The organism is Deltaproteobacteria bacterium (assembly GCA_015233135.1).
GTDB lineage: Bacteria > UBA10199 > UBA10199 > JADFYH01 > JADFYH01 > JADFYH01.
The window spans coordinates 29,110-51,667 of record JADFYH010000017.1; the positions used below are offsets into that span (position 1 = coordinate 29,110).

Here is a 22,558-nt window from a genome sequence, read left to right on the forward strand (position 1 = left end):
TGGGTGGACCCTCGCTCCAAAAAGTCTTGAAACTACCAAGGATGAGAATTTTATTGTGCCTCAAACAACGAGGGCTTTTTACAAAATCCAAAAGCAGGGCCTTGGCCAAAACCCCCGCTTCATTGCCGCCATAAATTCCATTCAACGAGGCATCGTTGCCGCGAAGTTCCAGCAAGCGGGGCACTGCGGCATTGAGTGCTGCTTGCTCCTCAGAGGATAGAGTCTCCTGTTTGATGAGGACCGCAAATGCCGCGATGGCCTCAAGCTGCTCTTGCTCGTAATTAGACTGCAACAAGGTGAGAAGAGGATGCTGCGTTGAAGCAGACCCCGTGCCGCTACTCCCTGAAGCCGCATCCATATTATTTGAGTTTACACCCCCATTTGTTACATCAATTACTGCTGCAGTCGGGGTATCCTTTGCTGTGTAAATCACATCCCCATTGGGCATCACCGTCGCGTGCATACCTTCTGGGACAACAACTGTGGTGACAATTGGAGGCGGTATTTCTAAAGCTTTAATTTCTGCCCAATCTGTTTCTGCAAATTCAGTAGAGGCAAACACATCGGGCATCAAAGCTTTGCCACCGAAAATAACGACTTCTGTTTTTTGACCTTCGTGTTCCGGAGGACAACGACGCTCGTCTACCCAAGCCATTGGCATTTCATAAAAATGCACGGGAATGCCTTGGTGATCGGCCCAAAACTTGATTCGGCGCATCGACTTTTCAAGTTGGTTTCGGCCCTTGTCCGTGGGCAAGAGTTCTAAACCTTGAGGGGTATATCCCGTGTAAATGTGAATTCCACTTTTTCTGCGTACATAAACCGAGCCACCCAAGGGACAAGTCATGCTACACATTACCGCTTGATTATCATTCAGATGAGGAAGCGCTGCCTGATAGTTTGCCTCAAGCTCTACCAAATCTCCCGACATTTTGCCTTCCAATGTGCGGCTTGGTGAAGGATGAACCCCCCAAATGTCAGCATGTTCAGGGTGGTTATGCGCAATATTGGCAATCCGCGTCTCTGTGAGCGGAAATTTAATCAGGAACTCAGCGGACATCCCTGCACTGTTTCTTTGAGATAGACCGACAGCCCACCTTACTTCTCCATCTGGCATAAAGACATAATCTAAAATCATTTCATTCGACAAACCATGGCGACCAATCAGGTTAAAAAGTCTTTTGAGGCGTGGAGCTGAACTGGGTTTTAAGGTAAAAAAACGATCCGGGTAAGTAGCCGAAAGGAAGAGCAAGAGTTTTTCTTGTGAGCTTGCCGTTTTGAAAAAGTTTTCGGTCCATTCAATATCTTCTGCATTATTGGAGAATATTTTTTTGATGACTGCCAACCTTAAGCCCTGCAAATCTATTTTTCCATCACTGACCATTTGAGGAAAAAATTTCTCCGCCCAGGCAAGGCCCTTGTACCGATACAACCTTTCCTCTTTTACTGAATTGGTAAATTCCGAATGGTCACAATGATGTTTTAAGAGATGAATCACAAAACGAACAGAACCCGAAACTTGCATCTGGATAAGGCCTTCGTTTTTTTGAATCACTTTAAGGAGGGCAAGTTCCAGGCTTAAGCTGGGATGTAAAGCTTCTGCTTCAGGTTCGAAGGAACTTCCTAGGGAACAATTAAACAATTTTTCTACTGCTTCTTTTAAAATTCTTCTTTTTTCATCCTCAGAAAGTTTCGCATAGGTTATTTGACGACCCAGCAGGGCAACCTCTCTTAGACTTTGATAGATCTCAAAATTATTCTCTTTAAGCTGAAAGACCGTAACAAGATCGCCACTCTGCAAATGAGCCTCTATTTCACTGAGAATATCTTCTTTGAAGTCCGCTTCTTCAAAAGCAGGCAAAACTCTGGGATCTATTTCTAAGGCCCTCAAGCGGTTCATCAAAAGATCAAATTTTTCTTCAGGGCTTCTAATTTTTTTCAAAAGCCTGGAGCGGTGATCTTCCAACCAGATAAGATCCAAACAATATTTCTCAAAGACTTCTCTATTTCTGGCACTGGCCTCACTCCGCAAGCTTTTATAAACGGCTTTAATCCTCGAAAAAACCGTGGGTTCGGCTTGAGCTAATAGAATAGTTGAAAATTGCCCGGGGATACCCGGAAGTTTTTGCAGGTGGCTAAAGACAGCCAGCAAACGCTGGCGATATAATCCTTTTCGTTCTACTGCAATTTTATGCAAATCCTCCGCTTTTTTTGAAAGTGCTGCTCCCTCTGCTGTCTCCAAACCTTTGTACCGCACCTCTGCTCTTAAGGCCTCCTCTTTTTCCAGGATTGTCTCAGGCGTTAAATCTCTTGTGGCATAGGCCAGGTTGGAGTCCGACAAATCTAAATCTTCTTCGACCAAAGCCTCTTGTTGCGCAGCAGGCATCAGAAGCTTACCCTCTACAGGTAGAGAAGCAGTCAAAGGCACCTCAGAGCCTTCAACTTTTGCAGTGCCGGCCGGGAGGGGGGCTACGGTGGCTAGCTTGGGGGGAAAGTTCGCATCCTCATTCGCCGCCCTACTTTTAGGGTCTATTAAAAGTGCTTGGCCTAACGGAGCTTCGGCGACGATCCTTTTCTTTGCCTTTTCTGCTCGAGCTAATGCCCCCTCCAACCATGCTTCTTCGTCAGCATCCCCCGTTGGACGGGCATCTGCCCCAAGCAGATTGATCGCTTCTCTCTCCGCGATACGAGGCCCTAAATCTACCACCTTTTCACCACCACCTGTCGGGGGGGTGGAAGAACTCCTTGGTCCTTTTGTCTCCAAATACGCCCGAAGAGGTTCCATCAAATGCAGCAGCGGGGTGATGTCGTAGTAATTTTCATGAAAATGTTTTTTGAATTCAGCCGGCAGCAAGCCCACTTGTTCTTCATACTCCAAGGGTTTGGACGTCAGAAAACCCGAATCGAAGATGGGCACGTAGACGCCGTACGAATTGAGTTGGGCGTCTTTGAAGCGTATCGTTCGAACCCAGGTTCTTCCCTGCGCATCTTGCGCCATCTCCCAAACCAGTTCGCGTCTTGCCCCGCCTACTTCGACGGAACTTTCAAAAGTTTCTGTTCTACATTTACCCAGCAAGGTGTGTTGAAAGCTGCCTTTGCCGGTGGGTTTGGTAAAATCTGGAATAAAACCTGGGGGATATTTTATAGCCAAAAGATTTTCGACTAGTTGAGTTCCAGAAAGATCTGCCTGCTTGTGTTTGCGATTAAAATATTGCCCGGCCCTGAATTGTCTTAAAACTTCCAGTTCCTGAACCGGTATTTTTTCGTATTCAAATTCATCCGCCAGGCCATCTACCGTTTTGGCAGACAACGAAGCAATGTCTATACATTCCAAAAGCTCACTGGATTGCACTTCGCGAGTTTCTGTGGGCTCATCCAAAAAACTCACAATGGCCGATGCTGCCTGGGTTTCCTGGGTGTAGCTTCCCTGACCTTCGCCCAGAATGGTCTTCATGTACTGCCCCGCTGCAGACACAGGACAGGCACGCCAAGATCCATCCGAATTCGATTTGTAAAAGAAACGGCGTTTTAAAACAAAGCGCTGTTCTTCTGCCAGCCACACGGGCAACACGGCCAACACGTGATCGTAAATTTTACCGCTTTCACTGCCCAAGCGTAAAACCTCGCTGCAAAAATAAGTGTAACCTTCGATTTGCATCACTCTTTGGGGAGGAAAACGATTAAGAATTTTTTGAACCACCGCATGTTCGCGATCGGCTGCGTAGAAAGGATGATCTCTCAGCGTTTCAAAAAATTCCAAAGCGTTTTCTTCGAGTGAGGGGGCATTCGAAAATAAAACCGGGGGATGAACTCGACCTGTGGTATCGGGCGATAAAGGCACAACCGCTGCTTCAGCCTCTGAAAAGGCCACACACAGATTGGGCCTTTCATAAAAACCGAGGGTCAAATACGATTGAGTCAAAATAAAAGAAGGCGAAGGCATCTTTGGATTTGAGGCAAAATAAGGAATCAGGGTTTCTAATTCACGCACTTTTTCAGAGTCTTTTACATTTTCAGGCAGCAGCACACGCACCGAACCATCGGCCACAAAATCAATATCAACAATATCTGCATGTCCATTGTATTTTTTGGCCCTTTCCTTTTCCTCCATCGAATAAATTTTAAACTGCCTGTCGCTAGCGACATAAAATAAAGCGTAGCTCCCCGCCTGCATTTTATTTTGACGAAGTGCTTCGCGAATTTCTCGTAGCTGCGCCAAGGCCTCTCTTCTTAAAGCCAGCGCGTCGGCTTTAATTTCATCGGACACTTTCTCAGCCACCGCCGAAGGAATAGTATAAGTCTGCACTCCCCCCTTATTAAGGGGGCTTGGGGGGATGTTCCCCTGTCGTAAATCCGTTGACACTGGGTGACCAATATTTGACGCCCCTTCACTCGCAACAACGCCTCCCGAGGGGGAGGCGGCGTCTGTTGCTGTGCCATGATCTGGAATAGTTTCCGGCGCGGGGGGCCCTGTTTCTGTTACTTGTGCCACCACAGGACCTGCGCTTCCTCGCAACGCCCCTAAAGTGGTAGCACCCGAACCCGAGTCACGGCCTGAAGGTCCAGAGCCCGAGGCACCTGAACCACCGCCGGGACCCGCATCATCGGGGGGTGTGGGATTGTTACGCTTGTGCTCTGCCAGCAAACGGGCCAGTTCTTGTGGAAATTTTTTCGGCTCTGCAATCGGTTTATCAAAAACGATTTCACCCTTTTCTCTTAATTGCTCAGCCTCTGACCTGTTCGCGGTCATAAAGACGATGAGCACCTGACGATTAATCGCTCTCATCTCTGCAGCGAGGGCATCTCCTCGTAACCCGGCCATGTTCACATCCAGGACGGCCAAAGAGCTTGGATTTTGTCGATAAGCCGCCAGGGCCTCTTTGGGATCCTCAAATTTTTTACAATGCTCAGGGCTCTGTAAAATATTCCCGAGGGCTCTTAAAACCGGCCCCTCATCATCCACCAGAAAGAAAGGTTCAGAAAAATAACGAACAGGAGCGCCAGCAGGCAAGGCCCCGGCAAAGGAGGGGCCTGGTAATAATCCCGCGGGTAAGGGACCCGAAGGTAATAATTTTACGACCGCCTCTTCTACGGGTGTGGGATGAGAACTCTCCCTCGCTTTTGCAAAAACACCCTCCAATGCCACCAACACCGCTTCTTCTGCGGAAGCCTTATCCACTTCCGCGGTCCGCGCTGCCACAAGGTTATTCCATGCCTCTACCAACAGGTTCGCCAAGCCTTCGGACGTCACACGGCCCTCGGCATCTATTTCTTTATAGCCGTGGTTTGGCCTTAGAAAACGCCCCTCAAAGAAGTCGCGGATAGGATCTGAAAAACCCAGTGTTCGAAGGGCAAGCGACAAAGGTTTCCTTTCTTCTCCAGCTTCCTCGGCAGCCGTGCTCTCATTGCCTATGGCAAAAGTTTCTGTTGCACCGTTTACATTCAGACTAAATTCATAGCCCTGCAAGTTGTCTGCGCCCAAAATATTAATGCTCATGACCGAGCCTGCCTGTACCGTAAATCGAGCACGCCCATCCGGTCCTCTTACAGTCAACAGAACCGTTTGAGCCGTTTCGTTCCTCAAACCCCAAGTACCATCCGTTCTTTTCTCAAGTCTTACTTTTCCATCCTCTGTAAAAGTCAACTGAGTGTCACTGGCTGCAAGGGCCTTTCTTTGCTTCTTTCCGTCTCTCAGCACCCAGGCCGTCGCCAGCGCCAGGCTAGCCCCCAGCAACACCCCCCAAACAGGTGCCTGGCCTGCATCCACAAAGGGATTGTGCATTGCAGCCTCTGCCCGGCTGCTGAACAAGGTGCCCAGGCCAAACACGACAAGGCCCACAACGGCAGGGGCACCGCTGCCCGGCGAGAATATTGGAGGAGGTTGATAGGGCGGTATACTTTCAGGAACAAGGAGTGTTGCTTCAGGAGGACGAGTGGATAAACGATCAGGAGGCTTAGTCTGCAAAGCCTCTACAAAATTAATTTTCAGCCAGGGCTCGCCTTTGATGGTCAAAAAGTAACGGCCGCCCTCCGGATATTCTGGCTGGGTCACCAGGTCAACTTGCATGCCCGCTGCATGCAAGGCATTTACTTCGCTGTTAATGGCCTCAAAAACTTCCTGAGTTCTGGCGCCTTCACGGCAGCACAGGCTGATTTCACCGCCGTGGATTTCTGCCGAGCTGTTCATGCTGCGTTTTAGAAGATCTTCTGCCAATTCGTAATCTTGCGGAATTCGTCCATCGTAATCAAAGCTTCCAGGCTCAGCTACATTTAAAGAAGTAAACAACATTGCCAAACGCGCATGCACCTCCCCCATGGCCTTTTGACGATAAAGGATTTCCGCCACCCAGCTTTGACCTTTGGCCACTGCATCCAAAGCGGCCTCTATTTTTTGTTGGAAGACAGCCCTTGCTGTTAAATCACCCTCCTCTGCAGCCAGCTGCCTTTGAAGTTGTAGCAAGCCTTCCAAATCGCTCGCACTCACCAGACGCTGAACCCCTCTCGCCACTGCCACTCTCAGGGGAACCTCGCCCCTGTCCTCAAAATGCGCCAGTCGAGCCAACAATCTTTGCTGTGAATTCAATCGTCCGTCGCTGCCACTTTCAAAGGGCCTCAAGGCTTCCCCAATCGCATCTGGCTGGGTTTCCTGGTTACGATTTTCACGCGCTGCGTAAGCCACGGCCAGCACCGCCCCCAAACCCAGAATAGGCCAAAGCGAAGAAGATTCCGTCACCGCCTGACCCACCAGCACATCCGCCCGAGCCAAACCCGGCGCCAAAAAAGCCACCCCGCCGGCACCCAGCACAGTGATTGCGCCTATGAATGTTCGGGCAGCGTGACCGTTATTACCATGGCCGTTAGATCCACCATTTGGAAGAAGTTCCAAAGCAAAACATTTTTGCTGAGCATCTCTCTCCATAAGCGGTAAAAATTTTCCACTCACTACATGCCCCAAGCCCAGTTTCACCGCATCGTCTTGGTGCACCACAAATTGAAGTATGGGGGCATTTGTGGCATTTGTTCTGAGTTGGAAATGCAACACAACATCACCATTGGCTTCTACCGTTACCCTATTACATTTTGCGTTATTCGCTGCAGCATCTACTTCAGCAGTAAGCTTGTAATTGTAATGTGATGTTCTTGCTCGATCTTCAAGCACTGCAGTGAGTTTTCTAAAACCATAAAGGCCTTTTAACGTAACCTGCCCTGCTGCAACGGGGCCTGTTGCTTGAGGTGAGCTCATTTCCAATTGAACATTGTAACGTCCTCTAGGTGCAGCTGCATGAGGACCAGCGGGAGCAGTGACGGGCGGACGGCCTCCCCACTGTGTGGTTCCCCCTCTATTCGTAGATAAATCTCCAGTCATTGTGGCTGCATTCACTAGGGAATCTGCCTCTCTTGCCGGACCCCTTAACACTCCCCGAGGAGCAGCGGCAGCTGCAGGGGCAGGGGCAGCAAAGGGATCACCCGTAGCACCGGGGTTATTGAGATTAGCAGACACTGCAGGTATGCCACCATATCCTGAACCGGGAGCAACTGACACCGCGGCAGGTCCTGTTTGTTGCACTGGCGCAGAATGAGATCTAGCCGCTGCTGGCCTGGGAACCGGCGCTTGCGCATTGGCCCTTGCAGCCTCTGCAATTCTTCTGTGGTAATCTTGCCGAATAGCAGCGCTAATACTCGTTAAAAAAACCTCTAACCCTTGTGGGGTAACGCCACTCTTTGTCAAAAGCAGGGCCCCTCGCCTAACCACCGCTTCTCGTGCAGTATTGTGTTCTGATGAATCTTTCCCTTTTTGAAGCTCAACACACAGGGCAGTAATGATTTCAGTAATTAAATTTTGTAGTTCCGGGTTGTCGGCCGTGTTTTGTAATCTCAGTTGCGAAGCGTACTCTTGTAGTTTTTGTGGGCTCGATTCATCGCGTAAAATCGCAGCCAGATACTGCAAGGCCACATTCTCAGCGAGACCGGGCTTTCGAATTGAAACGCCACCCAAGGTTTCGCTTACTTTTTGGCGAAAAGCGTTCACTTCAGGAGCACCCATATTTATCGCCGTGCCCGCCGTGCCACCACTTCCAGCTATTACAGTGTTAGCTGCTCGGCGGCCAACAACAGGAGCAGGCGCTGCTGCAGCATCTGCACTAGATCTTAAAGGAACTACTGGTGCAGCAACCGGTTGATGAATAATACTAGGCCCATTGAATTTATGTTCAACGCGTCTGTCTCTCGCGAACTCACTTTCTTCACGGTAAATATCAAAGGTAAACACTTCCCTCGCTGAACTCAGTCTGTCGGGCCTCAGAAACTTTCTAGCTCTCTCTGAGGGAATTTCAAATTTCTGAGAATTATCCGGCAAGTTTAAAATATGAATTCGATTCGTATCTTGCTGAGAGTTTGGATCAAAAGGCTTTTCCGTCAGGGTAGCCCCTTGACGCAGCTCTGTTTCTAAATCAGATCGCGTCAATTTAATAGCAGGTCTAAGCACCCGAGTTAACCGCCCAGCTTGCAGGCTAAAATTAAGCACTTGATCCGAAGGAAGCCCCTCTGCAGAAGCCTCTGCCTCCCCAAAGCAATAAATGGCATTTTCTTCCAGAAAAGTTCTTTCACTCACTCGCTCCCATCGTCTGACCTGAGGATCCCAGAGCCACAAATGATAAGGCGAATCGCTTTGCATTTGATGCATCCAGCCCTGCTCATCCACTCTCAAATACTCGGTATCGCCTATCGTTAAACCCAGCACGCGATGGCCTGTCGAATCTACGTTTTCCAATTTTACATTTGAACCTGGGATGGCGGGATCCCAAGTGACTAAATCAGGAACGGCCCTTGTGGCTGCTGGCGCTGCAGTACGCACGGTTCCTAGATCAGCGGTGCCCACAGTAACGGTACGAGCGGCGGTATTGCTTGCCACGCTAGGCACAGGCGCTGCATCCCAAGCACGGTATTCTACCGTCGGAGTTGGGTTTAAAGCCCCACCAATTTCCTGAATCACCAAGGTAGCATTGTCAAAGCCTAGTCGCGCAACGGGGTCTGCGCTTCCCCTCGGAACAACCAAACCACTAGGCATTAATTGATACCCAATGAATTTCCAATGCTGAGAAGCAGGCCGGGTGCCCGTCACAGCCAGATAAGCTTCTGCGTATTCTGCTGAGGTAATCTCCAATATATTATTGTCATTTTCGTTAGGATTAAGCCGGATGACTTTGTTGAACAGATATTCCCGAATCAACAGGTCTTGCATCAAGGCACGATGCAAACCCTGAGGGGTTTGATCGGCAGCAGCATTCAAAACCTCCAGCACCTGCGCAACATCCAGTTCACCCCTTGCATCGCCATAACACTTGTCTAAAACATCACTGGCCAAAAGGTTGATGGCGCCGGCAGGAACAATAATCTCTTTTTCGAAACTATTTTTTCGAGAATCCGGCTGCATTTTGCTTACTGCTTCATGCGAAGCAAAGGCACCTCTATCTTTCCCCAAAGCAACATAGGGTGCCCATATTTTAGTATAGAATTGGGCCCCAGTGCTTCTTAAGACAAGCTTACCCGCTGTATCTCGCACAAAAATCAATTGCCAGGCATCCCCTGCGGCGCTGGATGTCAGTTTATAATTGCCATCCGCTTGCCTTTCCACCTGGCTGCAAACCACCACGGCCCCGCCTTCTCTTTTGCAAGCTTTATGCTGCTTAATAGCCAAATGGGCCTCCACAAAGGCCTCAAATGCGGTCTTTCCACTTTGAATCTCAGAGCCAATCACTTGCTGCGCAATCTCTGCCGCCTGTTCACCCCCGGCATGCCCCCCCATGCCATCGGCAACAATAATTGTTTCACCCGCCAGCACGGTTGCCCGATCTTCATTCTGGGCATTGGGCTTTTCGGGATTGTCATAAAACCCACGCACAGTCTGCATCACCACCGACCCGTGGTCTTCATAATGATTCCAGCGAGATTTGCCCAAGTTCAAGGTCAAGGGAAGCGGTCGACCATCGCTTAAATGGAATGTCTGGCGTTCGACTTGGCTAGCTGTAGCCACTGTCGGGGCAGGTGCCACGGGCGCAGGTGCCACAACCCCCGCTGGTGCAGGGGCTGCAACCACTTCCTCAATTTGCCCTCCACTCAAGTGCTGACTAATTTCCGCTGGGAAATAAGAAGTGGGCATTGGTGCCCCACCCAAAGAAGTAAAATTGCAGGGAACTCTTCCTGTAACAGAATCCGCTGGACCTGTTACCTCAATTATACCTCCACTAGATATTATTCTAAATTTAGCCCCTGGGGCTGGGACAGAGGCCGCCACACCTTGCGCTGCAGGTGTAGGCACGGGTGCTGGGGCAGGCGCTACCGCAGGGCTTGGTGTTGTTGCGTCAGCAGCATTCGCCCATTGTTGTGCAACCGGTGCTGCAGGCTGGACAACAGCAGCGGTAACAGGAGAAGGAGCCGCTGGAGCTTGTGCATCAGCATCACCAGGTAGAGCCCTTATTCTTCGATTTACCCGTTGTACCCTAGCACGCAAAACTTCCAGTTCTAGAGTATTCGCAAGTCCAAGTGAAATTCTTGAAGTTCTTCCTGACAAAGTACTAGGTCTTGCCACTGCCACAGCTGGAGTTGTATCAAAACCTTTATGCCGTCTAAAGGCCTGAATGGGTTGCATCTGATGCAGCAGAGGGAAAAGTAAGATATAATCTCTATCGCCAGCAAATTCTTCCTTATAGGCCTCCAGCAACAAATTGTTCTGGGTTTTATAATCCAGCGGTTTTGAGGTTAAGAAACCCGAATCAAAAATAGGGACATAAACTCCGTAGGAATTTACAACCGCATCCTCAAAGCGAATCGATTTTACCCAGGTACGGCCTTGAGCATCACAGGCAAATTCCCAAAGTAAGGGACGCTGCGTGCCCTTATCATCTGTGATCTGCGCACGATAGGTTTCGGTGCTGCACTGGCCCAAAAGACTGTGTTCAAAACTTGAATGGGCCACTGGCCCAGCGCTAAAATTGGGGATGAAGCCATTGGGATAAGCTCCATTCAAACCCAAAACCTGATCGACTAGTGCTTGTTTATACGCCTCAAGTGCTGTTGTCTCTATAGGAACAGGGTCTTTTAAAATCTCGCGTCGGTGCTTCCCATTGAACTGTTGACCAGGTTGAATGCTGCTGATGTCATCTAAGCTGACGCTTTCTATTTCTTCATAATCGAATTCTCCATTTAAATGATTAATCGTCTGGGTACTCATAGAATCAAAACCAATGAAGCGGTTAAAATCTGCTTCGCTTATACTTCCTGCTTGGCGAGGAAGCTTTTCCAACTGACTCAAAAGCTCCGGCGCCACCTGGGTTTCTTGGGTGTAATGACCGTGTTCTCCTCCTACCAGCTCATTAGCCACCTTGAGGTGCGTTCCGCCGACCTTAACCGCGCAAGCCCTCCAACTGCCGTCTGATCGCGATTTAAAGAAAAATCTTCTCTTTAAAACAATTTTTCCGGTGTTGTTGTCACGAACAGGAACAAGGGCCACAATATGATCGTAGGGGCCATAGGCTGTATCCATTACAATCACAGGGGTACAGAAAAAATGATAACCCCCCATCTGCAAATGGTGACTGAGGGGGAGACGAGGGTCTTTCAATATCTCATCTACCACAGGATTTTCAGCGCTTCTATTGTAGTCGCTATGGGCTCTTAAAGTGTCAAGAATAGCCCTCGAAGGATGCGCCGCCGTCAAAGCAGTATTAAGAGGCACGGGAGTAAAGAGGCGTTTTCGGGTGGGGGTATGAGGTGGTACCAAATTTTGTGGGGTTAGGGGTTCTGCCTGAGCAACCACCACCGCCGCGGCAGCGGCCCTTTCTTGAAGCAAAATTGTATAAACTTCCGCCCATATTCCTGCAGAATGAGTTTTGTTTCCCCTGTAGATTTTTCTATAGCGCTCAGCCATATCGCTGAGATAGGCTTCAGTCTTGCTGACGACTCGGGGACGTTCTTCCCTCAGGTGAATTTGTATCTCCATCTCCCTCAGTTTCTTAGCCCACTTCCGTAATTCATCCCTTCGGGTATAGGCCTCCAGGGCAACCCTTTCATTAGAAGCATCCCTTGCCATTTGATCCTGATTGGCTGCCTGGGCCTCCATGGTTTCACACTGAAAATCATCCAATGTCATCCAATAATCATCGTAATTATCTTCCGTCGCCCCTTCATATTGTCCTGAAAGTTCCTTTATCACGGACAAAATATGAAAGAGCTTTGCATTCCTGAAATCACCAGAAGTTTGAAGTCTTCTAGATTCATCCATAAGTTCTGTGGCAGTTCTTGTTTCGTTTGGCAGAAGTACATCGGCCTCGCGTTTCAAGGTCTGATACTCCGCAGGCTGAAAGAATTGACTTGAGACCAATGGCTGAACTGCTGCCGCAGGAACGTGTACTTCAGGCCCTCGCTGCTCCGAAGATGAAGACCCGTGGAGACCCTGATCTGCAGGATGACCAGTAACAGGAACCGTTGCAGGAGCAACAACTGCCTGAGGCCCCCTAGGCCCGCTTGGAGCAGGAGGCACAGTGGCTTGAGGGACAAAAGTAATCTTGCCATCATTCAGATTGATGAAAAGATTACCTTGTTGCCCCAAGGGGTTTTCTACTTTTAGGATTTTTGTAGTGGAGTCGTAAGTGGCACTTAAAAGATCAATATCCCCCTTCGTCAAGGGTAGCCTTCTAGTTATGCGCTCCAATTGTTTTTTTCCATCGGAGCTGTATTTGACCACACCAAAAAACATACCCGTCTTATTATGAAATACTACTTCAACTCCAAGTCCTCCGCTTTGCATATCTTGTGCGGTGTTAGCCAGTCTTGGTAGGTCGCTACTTAATATGGGAGGATGTGACCCCACACGTGCCACAAAATCCGCCCCAGACAAAGGCGCTGCAACTGGAGCTGGAGTGGGCGCAGGCGCTTCTCCTCCAATAACTTTCACCGAATGCGTAAACCGTAATTGCCCGCCTTCCACTTTCATTTGTACAAAACTACCAAAGACTAAAACATCTCCCTCTTGAAGGGTTTCTGGAGTTGCAATGGCCCGTACTGGCTCTGTGCCTCTCAATAATTGCGTAGGACTACTGGGAATAGGTGCAACCTTTAGCTTCCCATCGCTATTTCTTGTGATTCGGGCATGTTTTTGTGAAACCTCTACATCCTGAACACTCAAGCCTATGTGACCACTTGTGGGATTAATACCGGGATTATTTCCGATGATAAAAATAGTCTCGTTTGCAGTTGCAGGAAGTGTGTATGAATGAGGAAAACTGGAAGCCGAAACTGGAGCCACACTGGGCGCTGCGGGCGGATGGGTAAATCCACGGGCGCGTTGAGCGGGTACTGTTTGGGCCTGGGCGGGCTGAGGCTGGGGGGCGGCTGGTGTTGTTGTAATTGGAACACCCACTCCCTGCATGACACAATTGATGTTATCTTCTTTAAAGCGGGTAATTTCATCCGCATCTGTAATCTTCCGTGGCATCACCCACCAGGTCTTGCCATCGGCATCGGGAGGTGTTGCGTCGGCTCTCTTACAAACAATAGCTCCGCGCCCAAAATAAACAGGATTATCATTTTCATCTACGGCTGGATTTCCAGCTGCATCTGCTTCCCGATAGCGAGTATCGGTTAATAAATAATTACCTTCGTAAATCCATGGGTTGTTTTTAATAGGTTCCGGAACATCAATTGCATCCCTCCTTTGACAGAAACTAGCCCAATCGCTAGAAGCCGAAGAATAGGTGTAATTTTCTCCCCGCAGTTTCAACTCACCCGCGCGGTAGGCCTCCAAATAAACCTCTCGCGTCAATTGGCGACCCTGGCAAAACATAGACAAATATTGTCGCGCATAGGCTTCGCGCATGAGGGCCGCTTGCAAAATGGCCACTGCACCAGAACCAGAGCCTAGCTCCTGCCATTTTGTTGCACCACGAACCGCTAGCTCACGCTTCAGCACCCAGGCCATGTCCTGATAATCGGCAAACAACTCAAACAAACCATCTGAACCCACAATAATGAGTTGCCCATTCTTCACTTCAAAACGGAAGGGAGCATCCAATCTCAAATGACTGCCCGCATTGCCTACCCTATTATCCACAACATTGGCGAAGGGCCTCAAACGTGCAGCCGGAACATCCTCCCGCGCTACCCGCCTCCTATCTGCTTCAAGCGTCAAGGGTTGAGAATGTCTCACCACTGTGTATTGCCATTGTCCTGCAGCAGTTTTAGTCCATTGGGGAATTTTATTGCCAATCTCATCGATCACCCCAAAAGTATGGGCTTGAATTTCCAGGTCTTCATTAAAGATAGCCACTTCAGAATCGCCCACCACACTCACTTCGCCGTCATAAACATTTGCCACGGCAGTAGATTTCAGGTGAATACCCGCCACTACCGCGGCCCCAATTTTACCTTCATTTGTTGTGGAGTCCCTATGGGGTTTACGATGAGTACGAATGGCAAAATCACCCAAGGCAATAGCCGCTTGCAAACCCAAGCCCATATTGAGGGCCTCTTGCATCACCGCTCGCATTGCAATGGCAGCTGCTTCCCCATTGTCCATTCCACCTATACCATCAATGGCCACACTCACCACCGAGCCATCCGGGAGTGTGAGGGCAATCGCACGATCTTCATTGACAGATTTTCTTAAGCCCTGATTGCTGCTCCAAACCAGGCCACCGCGGTTTTCACCAATGTTGTGCCAAGCAGTCTCTTCATTGGGCAATTGGTCCACTTGCTCGTGCAGCGTTGCAAGATCTACTTGTACAAGATTGAGTTGTTCTCCTCTGAGCTGGACCAAATAATGTGCGGCCCCTGCCGAAATAATTTGGGCATCTTCCAAATTGGAATTTTCTGCAAGCTGATGGATAAAGGTCTTCCCGTTCTCAATTTGAATGAAATAACTCAAGCCGTTTTTAAATTTGTAGATCTTTCCACCCTCCAGGCGACCATCATTTTGGATCTCCAGGCTCAAATCCTGGATCATTCCCAAGGGGGTGTAAGTCATCCAACCCAGGGTTTTATTCCAGACCTTAAAATCAGCCCCCGTATTTTGACGCGTCACCGTCCAGCGGCCATCTGCAGCGCGTTGGATCTGGCAATTGGCAGCAGTGGGGAGAGACACAGCCGGAGCACCCGCTTGGGCACTCACTTGATAAATGGCAGGAACATAAGCAGGCAAAGCTGTATTAAAAAAAGACGAACGCAGAGCAGGCACCAAAACCCCACCCGCAACAGACGTCATCGCCTCTTCGCAGCGCAGCGTTCGGTCCTCCAACTCAAACACCACATTACCTAGACGGAACCTGACCTTGCTGGGAGTCTCCCCAGCCTTTACCAGCGTACGGGTGTCATTTTTTAACCCATCAGGGAGTTCCGTATTACTCAGTAAAAAACTTCCATTGCTCGAGTCGTGATCTTGCAACACAACCGAGCCATCTACATTAAAATGCAGTGTGGCATGAGCGCCACTCACCGTTCCATTACCGATTGTTAAATCGTTAGTTGCTGGATTTCTTCCAATTCTAAGGGTCTGCTGTCCCGCAGGAATGGCCTGAGCATGAGGCAAATTTTTCGTCATGTATTCAGGCGGGGTAGCCACCACAGGTACTTCAATAGGTTGAGGCGCAGCGGGTGTAGCACCAGTAGCGGCCGCTTCGTGCTTGTAGACCACCAGTGAAAAATTATCTCTTTTAAGATGCCCGATACGATCGGTCGCGAGGTTTCCACCTGTGCGAACGGTCCAAATGTTCCCATCGGTATCGACATAAACAGGCTTGCCTCCTAACATCCATTCGAAACGCTCATCCGCTTGCAAACGTCCAACTTCTTCTGCCAGCAAGGACATTCTTTTATGCGTTTCTAGGGTAAGCACCTCCAAGGCTTGTTCTGCCGTTTCACAATGTTCAATCAGTTCACAAATTTCTGCAGTGCTGTAGTTTTCCCAAAAACCATCGGAGCCCAACAAGGCCAAATCACCCGCCAACAGTTCTACCCCTTGCTCAAAACCTTGGGCTTCTTGCGTGCCATATGTACCCATTGCAGAGGGAACTTCTCCATTTTGGGTGCTCTGTACCTGAATATTCTTATTTACACCCAACCCATTGGTGGTTATATTCGCAGCAGGCGAAGCTGCCATGGCGATAGTTCTATTTGCACCTCCACAAGCAAAATCTACTCCCTCTCGTACGTGTCTGGCGGCTGTCCCCTGATCGACAGTTCTATAAACCCAGCGCCATACTTTGCTCGATTTCCCTTGTGCATCCTGCACCGTCACTTTTCTTAAAACTGCCCCGCGGGCATCTCCCAACCACTGAAAACGTGCCCGATAAGGTTTGCCGGCCTCTACAGGAGGATTAATCTGAAGCCCTACGGCAACTGCCTTTCCATTTGATGGGTTTTGTTTTCGATTTCTTAATGCATCATTACAAGCCTTCCAGGCTTGAGCCAAATCACCGCTTCTCCTTAATTCTCGGCTTAATTTTTTGGCAGATAATTGAGCTGCAATTTTACCCGAACCCTCTCCGCCCATGCCTCCCATTCCATCCAGGGCAAACAAAAATACTTCTCCATTGGGGGAAGTAACTCGAAGCACAACATCTTCGTTGCTTTTTCCATATCCATTGCCTTGGGTAGTCAGCATGGCGAAGCTACCGCCATGGGTTTTGCCAGTCTTTTGGAGTTTAGCGATGTCAGAAAGATCTACATGTCCTTGAGCATCCACTGGCAGATCGTTTTGAAGCACATCCACCTGCCATGCACGCGAGGCTAGAAGTTTGCGTAAGCGTCTACGAAAATTTAAAACATTTTCATTTTTAGAAATCTCTTGGAGCTGGGCGGCAAGGGCTGAGACAAACGAATGGCCTGCACCCGCTGCCCAGGCCCTTAAACTTCTTGCCAAGGCGGCCAGCTGTACTTCGCGAAGGGGTGCAGGAATAAGCTTCGAAGGATTCAAGCGCGCTAACGCTGAAGGGGCAATGGCCTGAAAGGGAGACTGATAAGCCTCAGTTGTAATAGACTGGCCAAACTGCTGCACCATACAAATGATGTTGTCGTTTTTAAATTTGCAGAGTTCATCGGATTCTGGTGCATTACGATCCATTTCATAAACGCCATTGTTTTCTATTGCCGTTTCACAAACGATGGGACCGCGATTAGGTCGGGTTCCTCTTCCTGTAGAACCGGTTTCCGTAAATCCTTTATTGTCATCTACTAAATATTTGCCTTCGTAAATCCAAGTTTCATTGAGGTCTTGGAGGTCTTGCAAGAAGGTTGCATTGGGCAGAGCTACCGCATCACGCTGTGCAGCATCCTCTGCTGCCGCTTCGTTGCCATTCATCTTGAGAGTGGCCGCACGCAAGGCCTCTAAGTAGAGAGCACGTGTCAATTTTTTGCCCACACAATGCTGGGCTAAATATTGCCGCGCCAAGGCTTCGCGGTACAAAACCGCAGTTAAAATTGCAGCCGCATTTGGCCCTAAGGCCTGCACATTAGCTACGCTTCTAAAACGAAGCTCTCGCTGCAACACCCGTTTGATATCGTTGTAATCGGCAAAAAGTTCAAACAGGCCATCCGAACCTAAAATGGCAATGCTGCCGTCTTTGACGGTCACTTCAAAACTGTGCCCAAAGCGTGCGTTCAGATTACCCGCGTTTCCTAAATTGTTATCGACCACATTGCTCATGGGTCTAAGCCGAGCGGTGGCAATTTGATCGAGTGGAATACGATTTTGAACATCGGGGGTTATGGCTGCAATTCTACTGCTTACCATACCCCGATTTTCTAAAATCCTTTTCTCTTCTTGCGTCTCAATATTGTAAGTGGGTGAGAAAGGCAGGGTGTGGAATTGCACCTCTAAATTTTCATCCAAAATTAAAACTTCAGAATCACCAATCACATCCACATTAGCGATGTGCTCCCCTGCTGTAGTGGCAGCACGCACTTGCATCCCCGCAAAAACAGCACCGCCAAACTGATTATTATTTTTCTTCTGACTAATGGCATAATGCGCCAAAGCAATGGCCGCCTTTAAGCTAAGGCCCATTTGACGGCCTTCTTGGGTGATGTACGAAAGCACTTCTGCAGCAGGCTCGCCGCCGCCGCGCCCGCCCATACCATCAAATACCGCTAAACTTTGTTCCCCATTTACTTCTTGTCGGGCAAAACCTCGGTCTTCGTTATTCTTTTTAGCATAACCATGATTACTCACAAAGGCAGCGCCCTCTTGGCTTTGCAGGGTTCGATTAACCCAAGCAGGATCTTGATAATTTTTATTGGGCACCAGGCGATCAAGCTCCGACAACATTTGTGTGAGGTTGATTTCAACCAGATTCAATATTTCAGGAGAAGCAGGAGAAAAAGAGACCACATAAGATTTGCCTTCAATTTCTAATATTTCTCCACCGAACAAGGCAACGCCACTGTTTGCAGAGATCTGCTCAAAACCTACACCGGCATTAGGTCGCCACATTTTAAAAGCTGTAACCTGGGCATCCGTATTGAGTGCCCACTTGGAATTTAACTGATCTCCTCTATGAAAACTAATGTCTTTGACACCCCGCTGAATGCGTTCAAATGAAATGCTTTCACCCAAGTTGGCAACCAGGGCATGAGCTTGAGTAAGCACGCCCGATTGAAAAGCCGTGTTATGGAGTGAATGTGCAAAAGAGTTGACGCCGCGTTGAAGCGTGGGCGCCCCACCCGCTGGAAGTGCAGGTGCTGGCCTGGGTGTTGCCAGCCTCCCAATTCTTCTCTGTAAGCCCTGCGCAAGTGTCTTAATTTTTTCATTTTCTGCGGCGCTTGAAATCCACTGATTCACCCCAGGCACCGCAAGGGCAGCAGCAAACGCGCCCGCAACCAAGGCTGCAGCCTGGGGGGCATCGCCTTCCAGAATATATTCAATGCCCACCATTCCCGCGGCCAGTGCCGCGCCGGCACGCCTTTTCCACACGGCACCACTTGCAAATAAAACCGTCGCAATACCGAGAAGAACTCCATCCCCCGCCAAGGCCCAATCCAGGGTCAAAGCACCTATCAGCACACTGCTGGAAGCCAGGGTGGCCATGCCCGCCAGGCTTGGCGTATAAACCTTTGCCGCAAGCGCGGCGAATCTGGACTCAGCAGAAACTGCAAGCGGAGTTGCAGGAACTACAGGCGGAGGAGACAAATCCACTGCAGGCACTTCTACCGGTAAAACAGGTGGCGCCAAAGGAGAAAGCCCCGGGCTTACAGACATCCAGAAAGGATCATCAACAGCTGTTGCTCCCTCTCCCTCGACGGGAGAGGGTTGGGGTGAGGGTGCTCCTACTAGCCCTGGCAGTGGAAGCATACCCAGTGGTGTCAGTGGTGCCTCGGGCACAGCCGGAGCTACAGCGGAAATCTCTGGCGCAGGAGGCACAGGGCTTGGGGTTTTAGAAGTTGGTTCTGCTTTTGTAACCTCAGTGATTTGCCCAACATCCAACAGCCTACAGATCTCATTTGCCGTAATAATTTTCTCACCACCCAAACCAGAAATGGAATTAACTGGCTGCGAGCTAACCGCACCAGTACCTTCATCCACCGCTGTCACTATATGATTCTCGCCATTAAGAGTAAATGTGGTGTCTACTTCAAAATTAACTTTGACGCGCACAATATTAACGGAACTTGGTAAAACTGGCGGAGTTGCTGGTGGTTTGGGTGAAGGTGCAGGCAGAGGGGAAACTGGGGGAGATCCTAATCCCAGTGTTGTTCCCACAACCGACGGAGTTGCTATGGGTGTGGGTGCAGCAGGAATGGCTTCAACAGCCCCCTTCACTGCTGCCGCCATCTTGCTTGCATCTAAAGTGCCAATATGTTCAGAAGCAATATGTTTTTGTAATTCAATTTTGTTTCCAATCTCTCCTCTTCCAATGGCTGCCAGAACATCTGCTTTTATAGTGGACACTTGATCTGGAGAAGGAGTCCTTCTACCATCGGGATTAAGAACAAGCGCCAACTCACCGGCAAACGTTAAACCATTAACGTGAGCCACAAGGTCTGCAAGAATTTCCGCAACACGCAGCTCATAGGCACGAGCTTCAATTTCGTTTCCTTCTACTCGTGACCTCTTGGCCTCGTCTTTCAAAACTCTGGCATTTGCACCCTCACCAAAACCAATATCATCGGCTTTCAATTCAGCTAAACGCTCTCTGGCGTATGCCTCTGTTGTTCTTGGAACAGCTGGCGTCGGTGCTGTGGCAACTGCTGGAGGCGCAGCTGCAGCTCTGGCGGCCGATCTATTTTCATCGGCAATGGCCTCTTTAAAACTCTCGTATAAATCCATCCCCGCAAAGTACCTGCTGGTGCGGTCTGTGTATGAGGAGGCACTTTCTAGCACCGCTGCTTTCACCGAATCACTTGCACCTTCCAGCAAAAGATAATCTGTAGCACCTTCGCGTCTTGATTGGGTACCAGCCAATATCCAGTACAAAAAGGTTCTCGCCTCACGAACAGTTTTCGTTTTTTTCGGAGCCATAGCCTGGTCATAGAACTGAGAGAGAAATTCCAGCCGCAGTTTTTTGGGAATATTCGTATCGGCTAAAATGGATTGCAGTTGGGCAAAGGGTACCCCATCTTCTGCCAAGGCAGGCTTACGACCTTGCAAATCAGCCAGGATTTGAGCGACTGCATTTTGAGGAAACACACCCAAGGTGGCTGCGAGTTGATACCAGCTAAGGCGTTTTAATCCTGCGGATACGTTTATTGCCCAGTTCCCACCTCTCAGGTACTCCTCAAGAAAACGAAGTTCTATACTGCGCCGCATTTGAGCAATGTCAGCCTCAGCAAAATTAAGGGCAAAATGTTGCCTGAGGATGCCTTGAGCATGCCCGCGCATTATGCCCCACACACCCCGTTTTAATGAATCGAGTTGTTCGGCTGTAGCTGTCAAGCCAGTAAGTTGAGACAAAGCAAACTCAACTGAATTTTCATTTGTCTTTGCACGTGGAACAACGATCGGGACAACTGGTGCAGAAACCGGTGCGACTACAATTGCGGGTGCAACGACGGGAGGTGTAGGCACGGGAGGAGGCAAAGCGGGGGCTTTGGCGGATGGTTCAAATTTTTTAAGCAATTCTTCTTCTAGCTTAGCTGTAATATCCCGCAAATAAGCATTGATGTCAGGAAAAACTTGATCAGGCACTCCATCCTTCGCGCTCCGCAAGTCGCTACCAACCTGAGAAATTCCCTCTATGAATTGACTGTCATTGCTAGCGGCAGAAAGCCTTTCACTTAAACGATCGATCCATTTTTTGGCTGCTGTATTATAGGCCTCAATATTCTCTGGGCTTCCACCACTCTTTCTTAACATTCGTAAAACGCTTACCAAATTAGAGAGAATTCCGCTTCTCACCTCTCTGAACTTATCATTTGGTAATGATCTGGCTTTCGCCAAGAAATGAGCATGTATACCGTCCACCCCTTGCAGGGTTGCATTATAATTCTCATCAATGGACAGCCCCAATGATAAATAAGCTACTATTGCCCCAGATACAGGCTCAGACATTCTTTCTTGAACTATTGGAACTGTTTTTGGCGGCGCCCCAACTGTAGGCAGCTGTCTTGTTGGATCATTAGGTGTTGCCTGCTCTGCACCCTCTGCTGTTTTTGGATCTACACGCTTAGCCCAGTTTTCCAACCATCTTCTCATGCTACCGTCTCTAATTTTCTCAAAAATACCCAAAACCATTAACAACGAAATTAAAGCCGCATGGTTTGCTCCCATCCCCAGCATGGGAAAGAGTGCCATACTAGGAGGAACACCACTGCTATTGCCATTGCTATCGTTGTCGGTTTTTCTACTGGGCAAAAGATTCGCCACACCCAACAACATCCAGGCGAGTGCTGACCGGACGGAGGAGGTGACACTTACAGGTGCTGTTGGAGAAACTCGTTCTTCTGGAGTTGTAACTATTGGTGAAATTGGTTCAGGTGCTGCAAGGGTTGTCTGGGCTGGCTCAGAAACTGGACCTTCTTCGACGCTTTCTTCTTCTAATGAGTTATTATCCAACCGAACTGGCTCACGCTCTTTGATGATTTCTTGCAGGGCATCGATTTGGGCCTGTAAAAGAACCGCTGCCTCAAAATTAACAGTTTCATTTGCAAGTATTTTTTTAATCTCAAGTTCTTTACTCAATACTGCGTCCCCAGGCTCTTCTGAAGTAGCGGCACTACTATTATTGTACCTCTCCCGCACTGCACGCCGGGCGGCTTCGAGCCTGAGAGGGAGGGCTAAGGCCCGTGTCTTGGGTTCGTCAGCCTCAGCGCATGCTTCAGCTTCAGCAACAAATTGGGCAGAAGTCCAGGCACTATAGTCAAACCATTCATTGAGTGTCTTTTCTCTAAGCTGATTGTTTTCTAAATAATATTTCTCAAGGGCTAGTTTTTGAATCTTCTGTTTGATGGGCACTTGAGCAGTGGGGGGAAGAGTTGTTAACTTAACCCTCTCTGCCTCAATTTGTGCTTGCAGCTCCGCCTGGCGTGCAGCAAAAGGGGTAGCAGCCTCAGTTGCTGGTGTGGGGGTAGTGGG

Annotated in this window: 1 protein-coding gene (cut by both window edges); it reads right to left on the reverse strand. The window is 49.1% G+C overall.

All 22,558 nt of this window come from inside a single coding sequence — locus HQM15_07110, ATP-binding protein (GenBank protein ID MBF0492532.1), on the reverse strand. Of the gene's 52,635 coding nucleotides, 5,952 precede the window and 24,125 follow it; the stretch shown corresponds to coding positions 5,953–28,510 (codon 1,985, complete, through codon 9,504, partial); reading right to left, the first codon wholly in view occupies window positions 22,556–22,558. Both the start codon and the stop codon lie outside the window.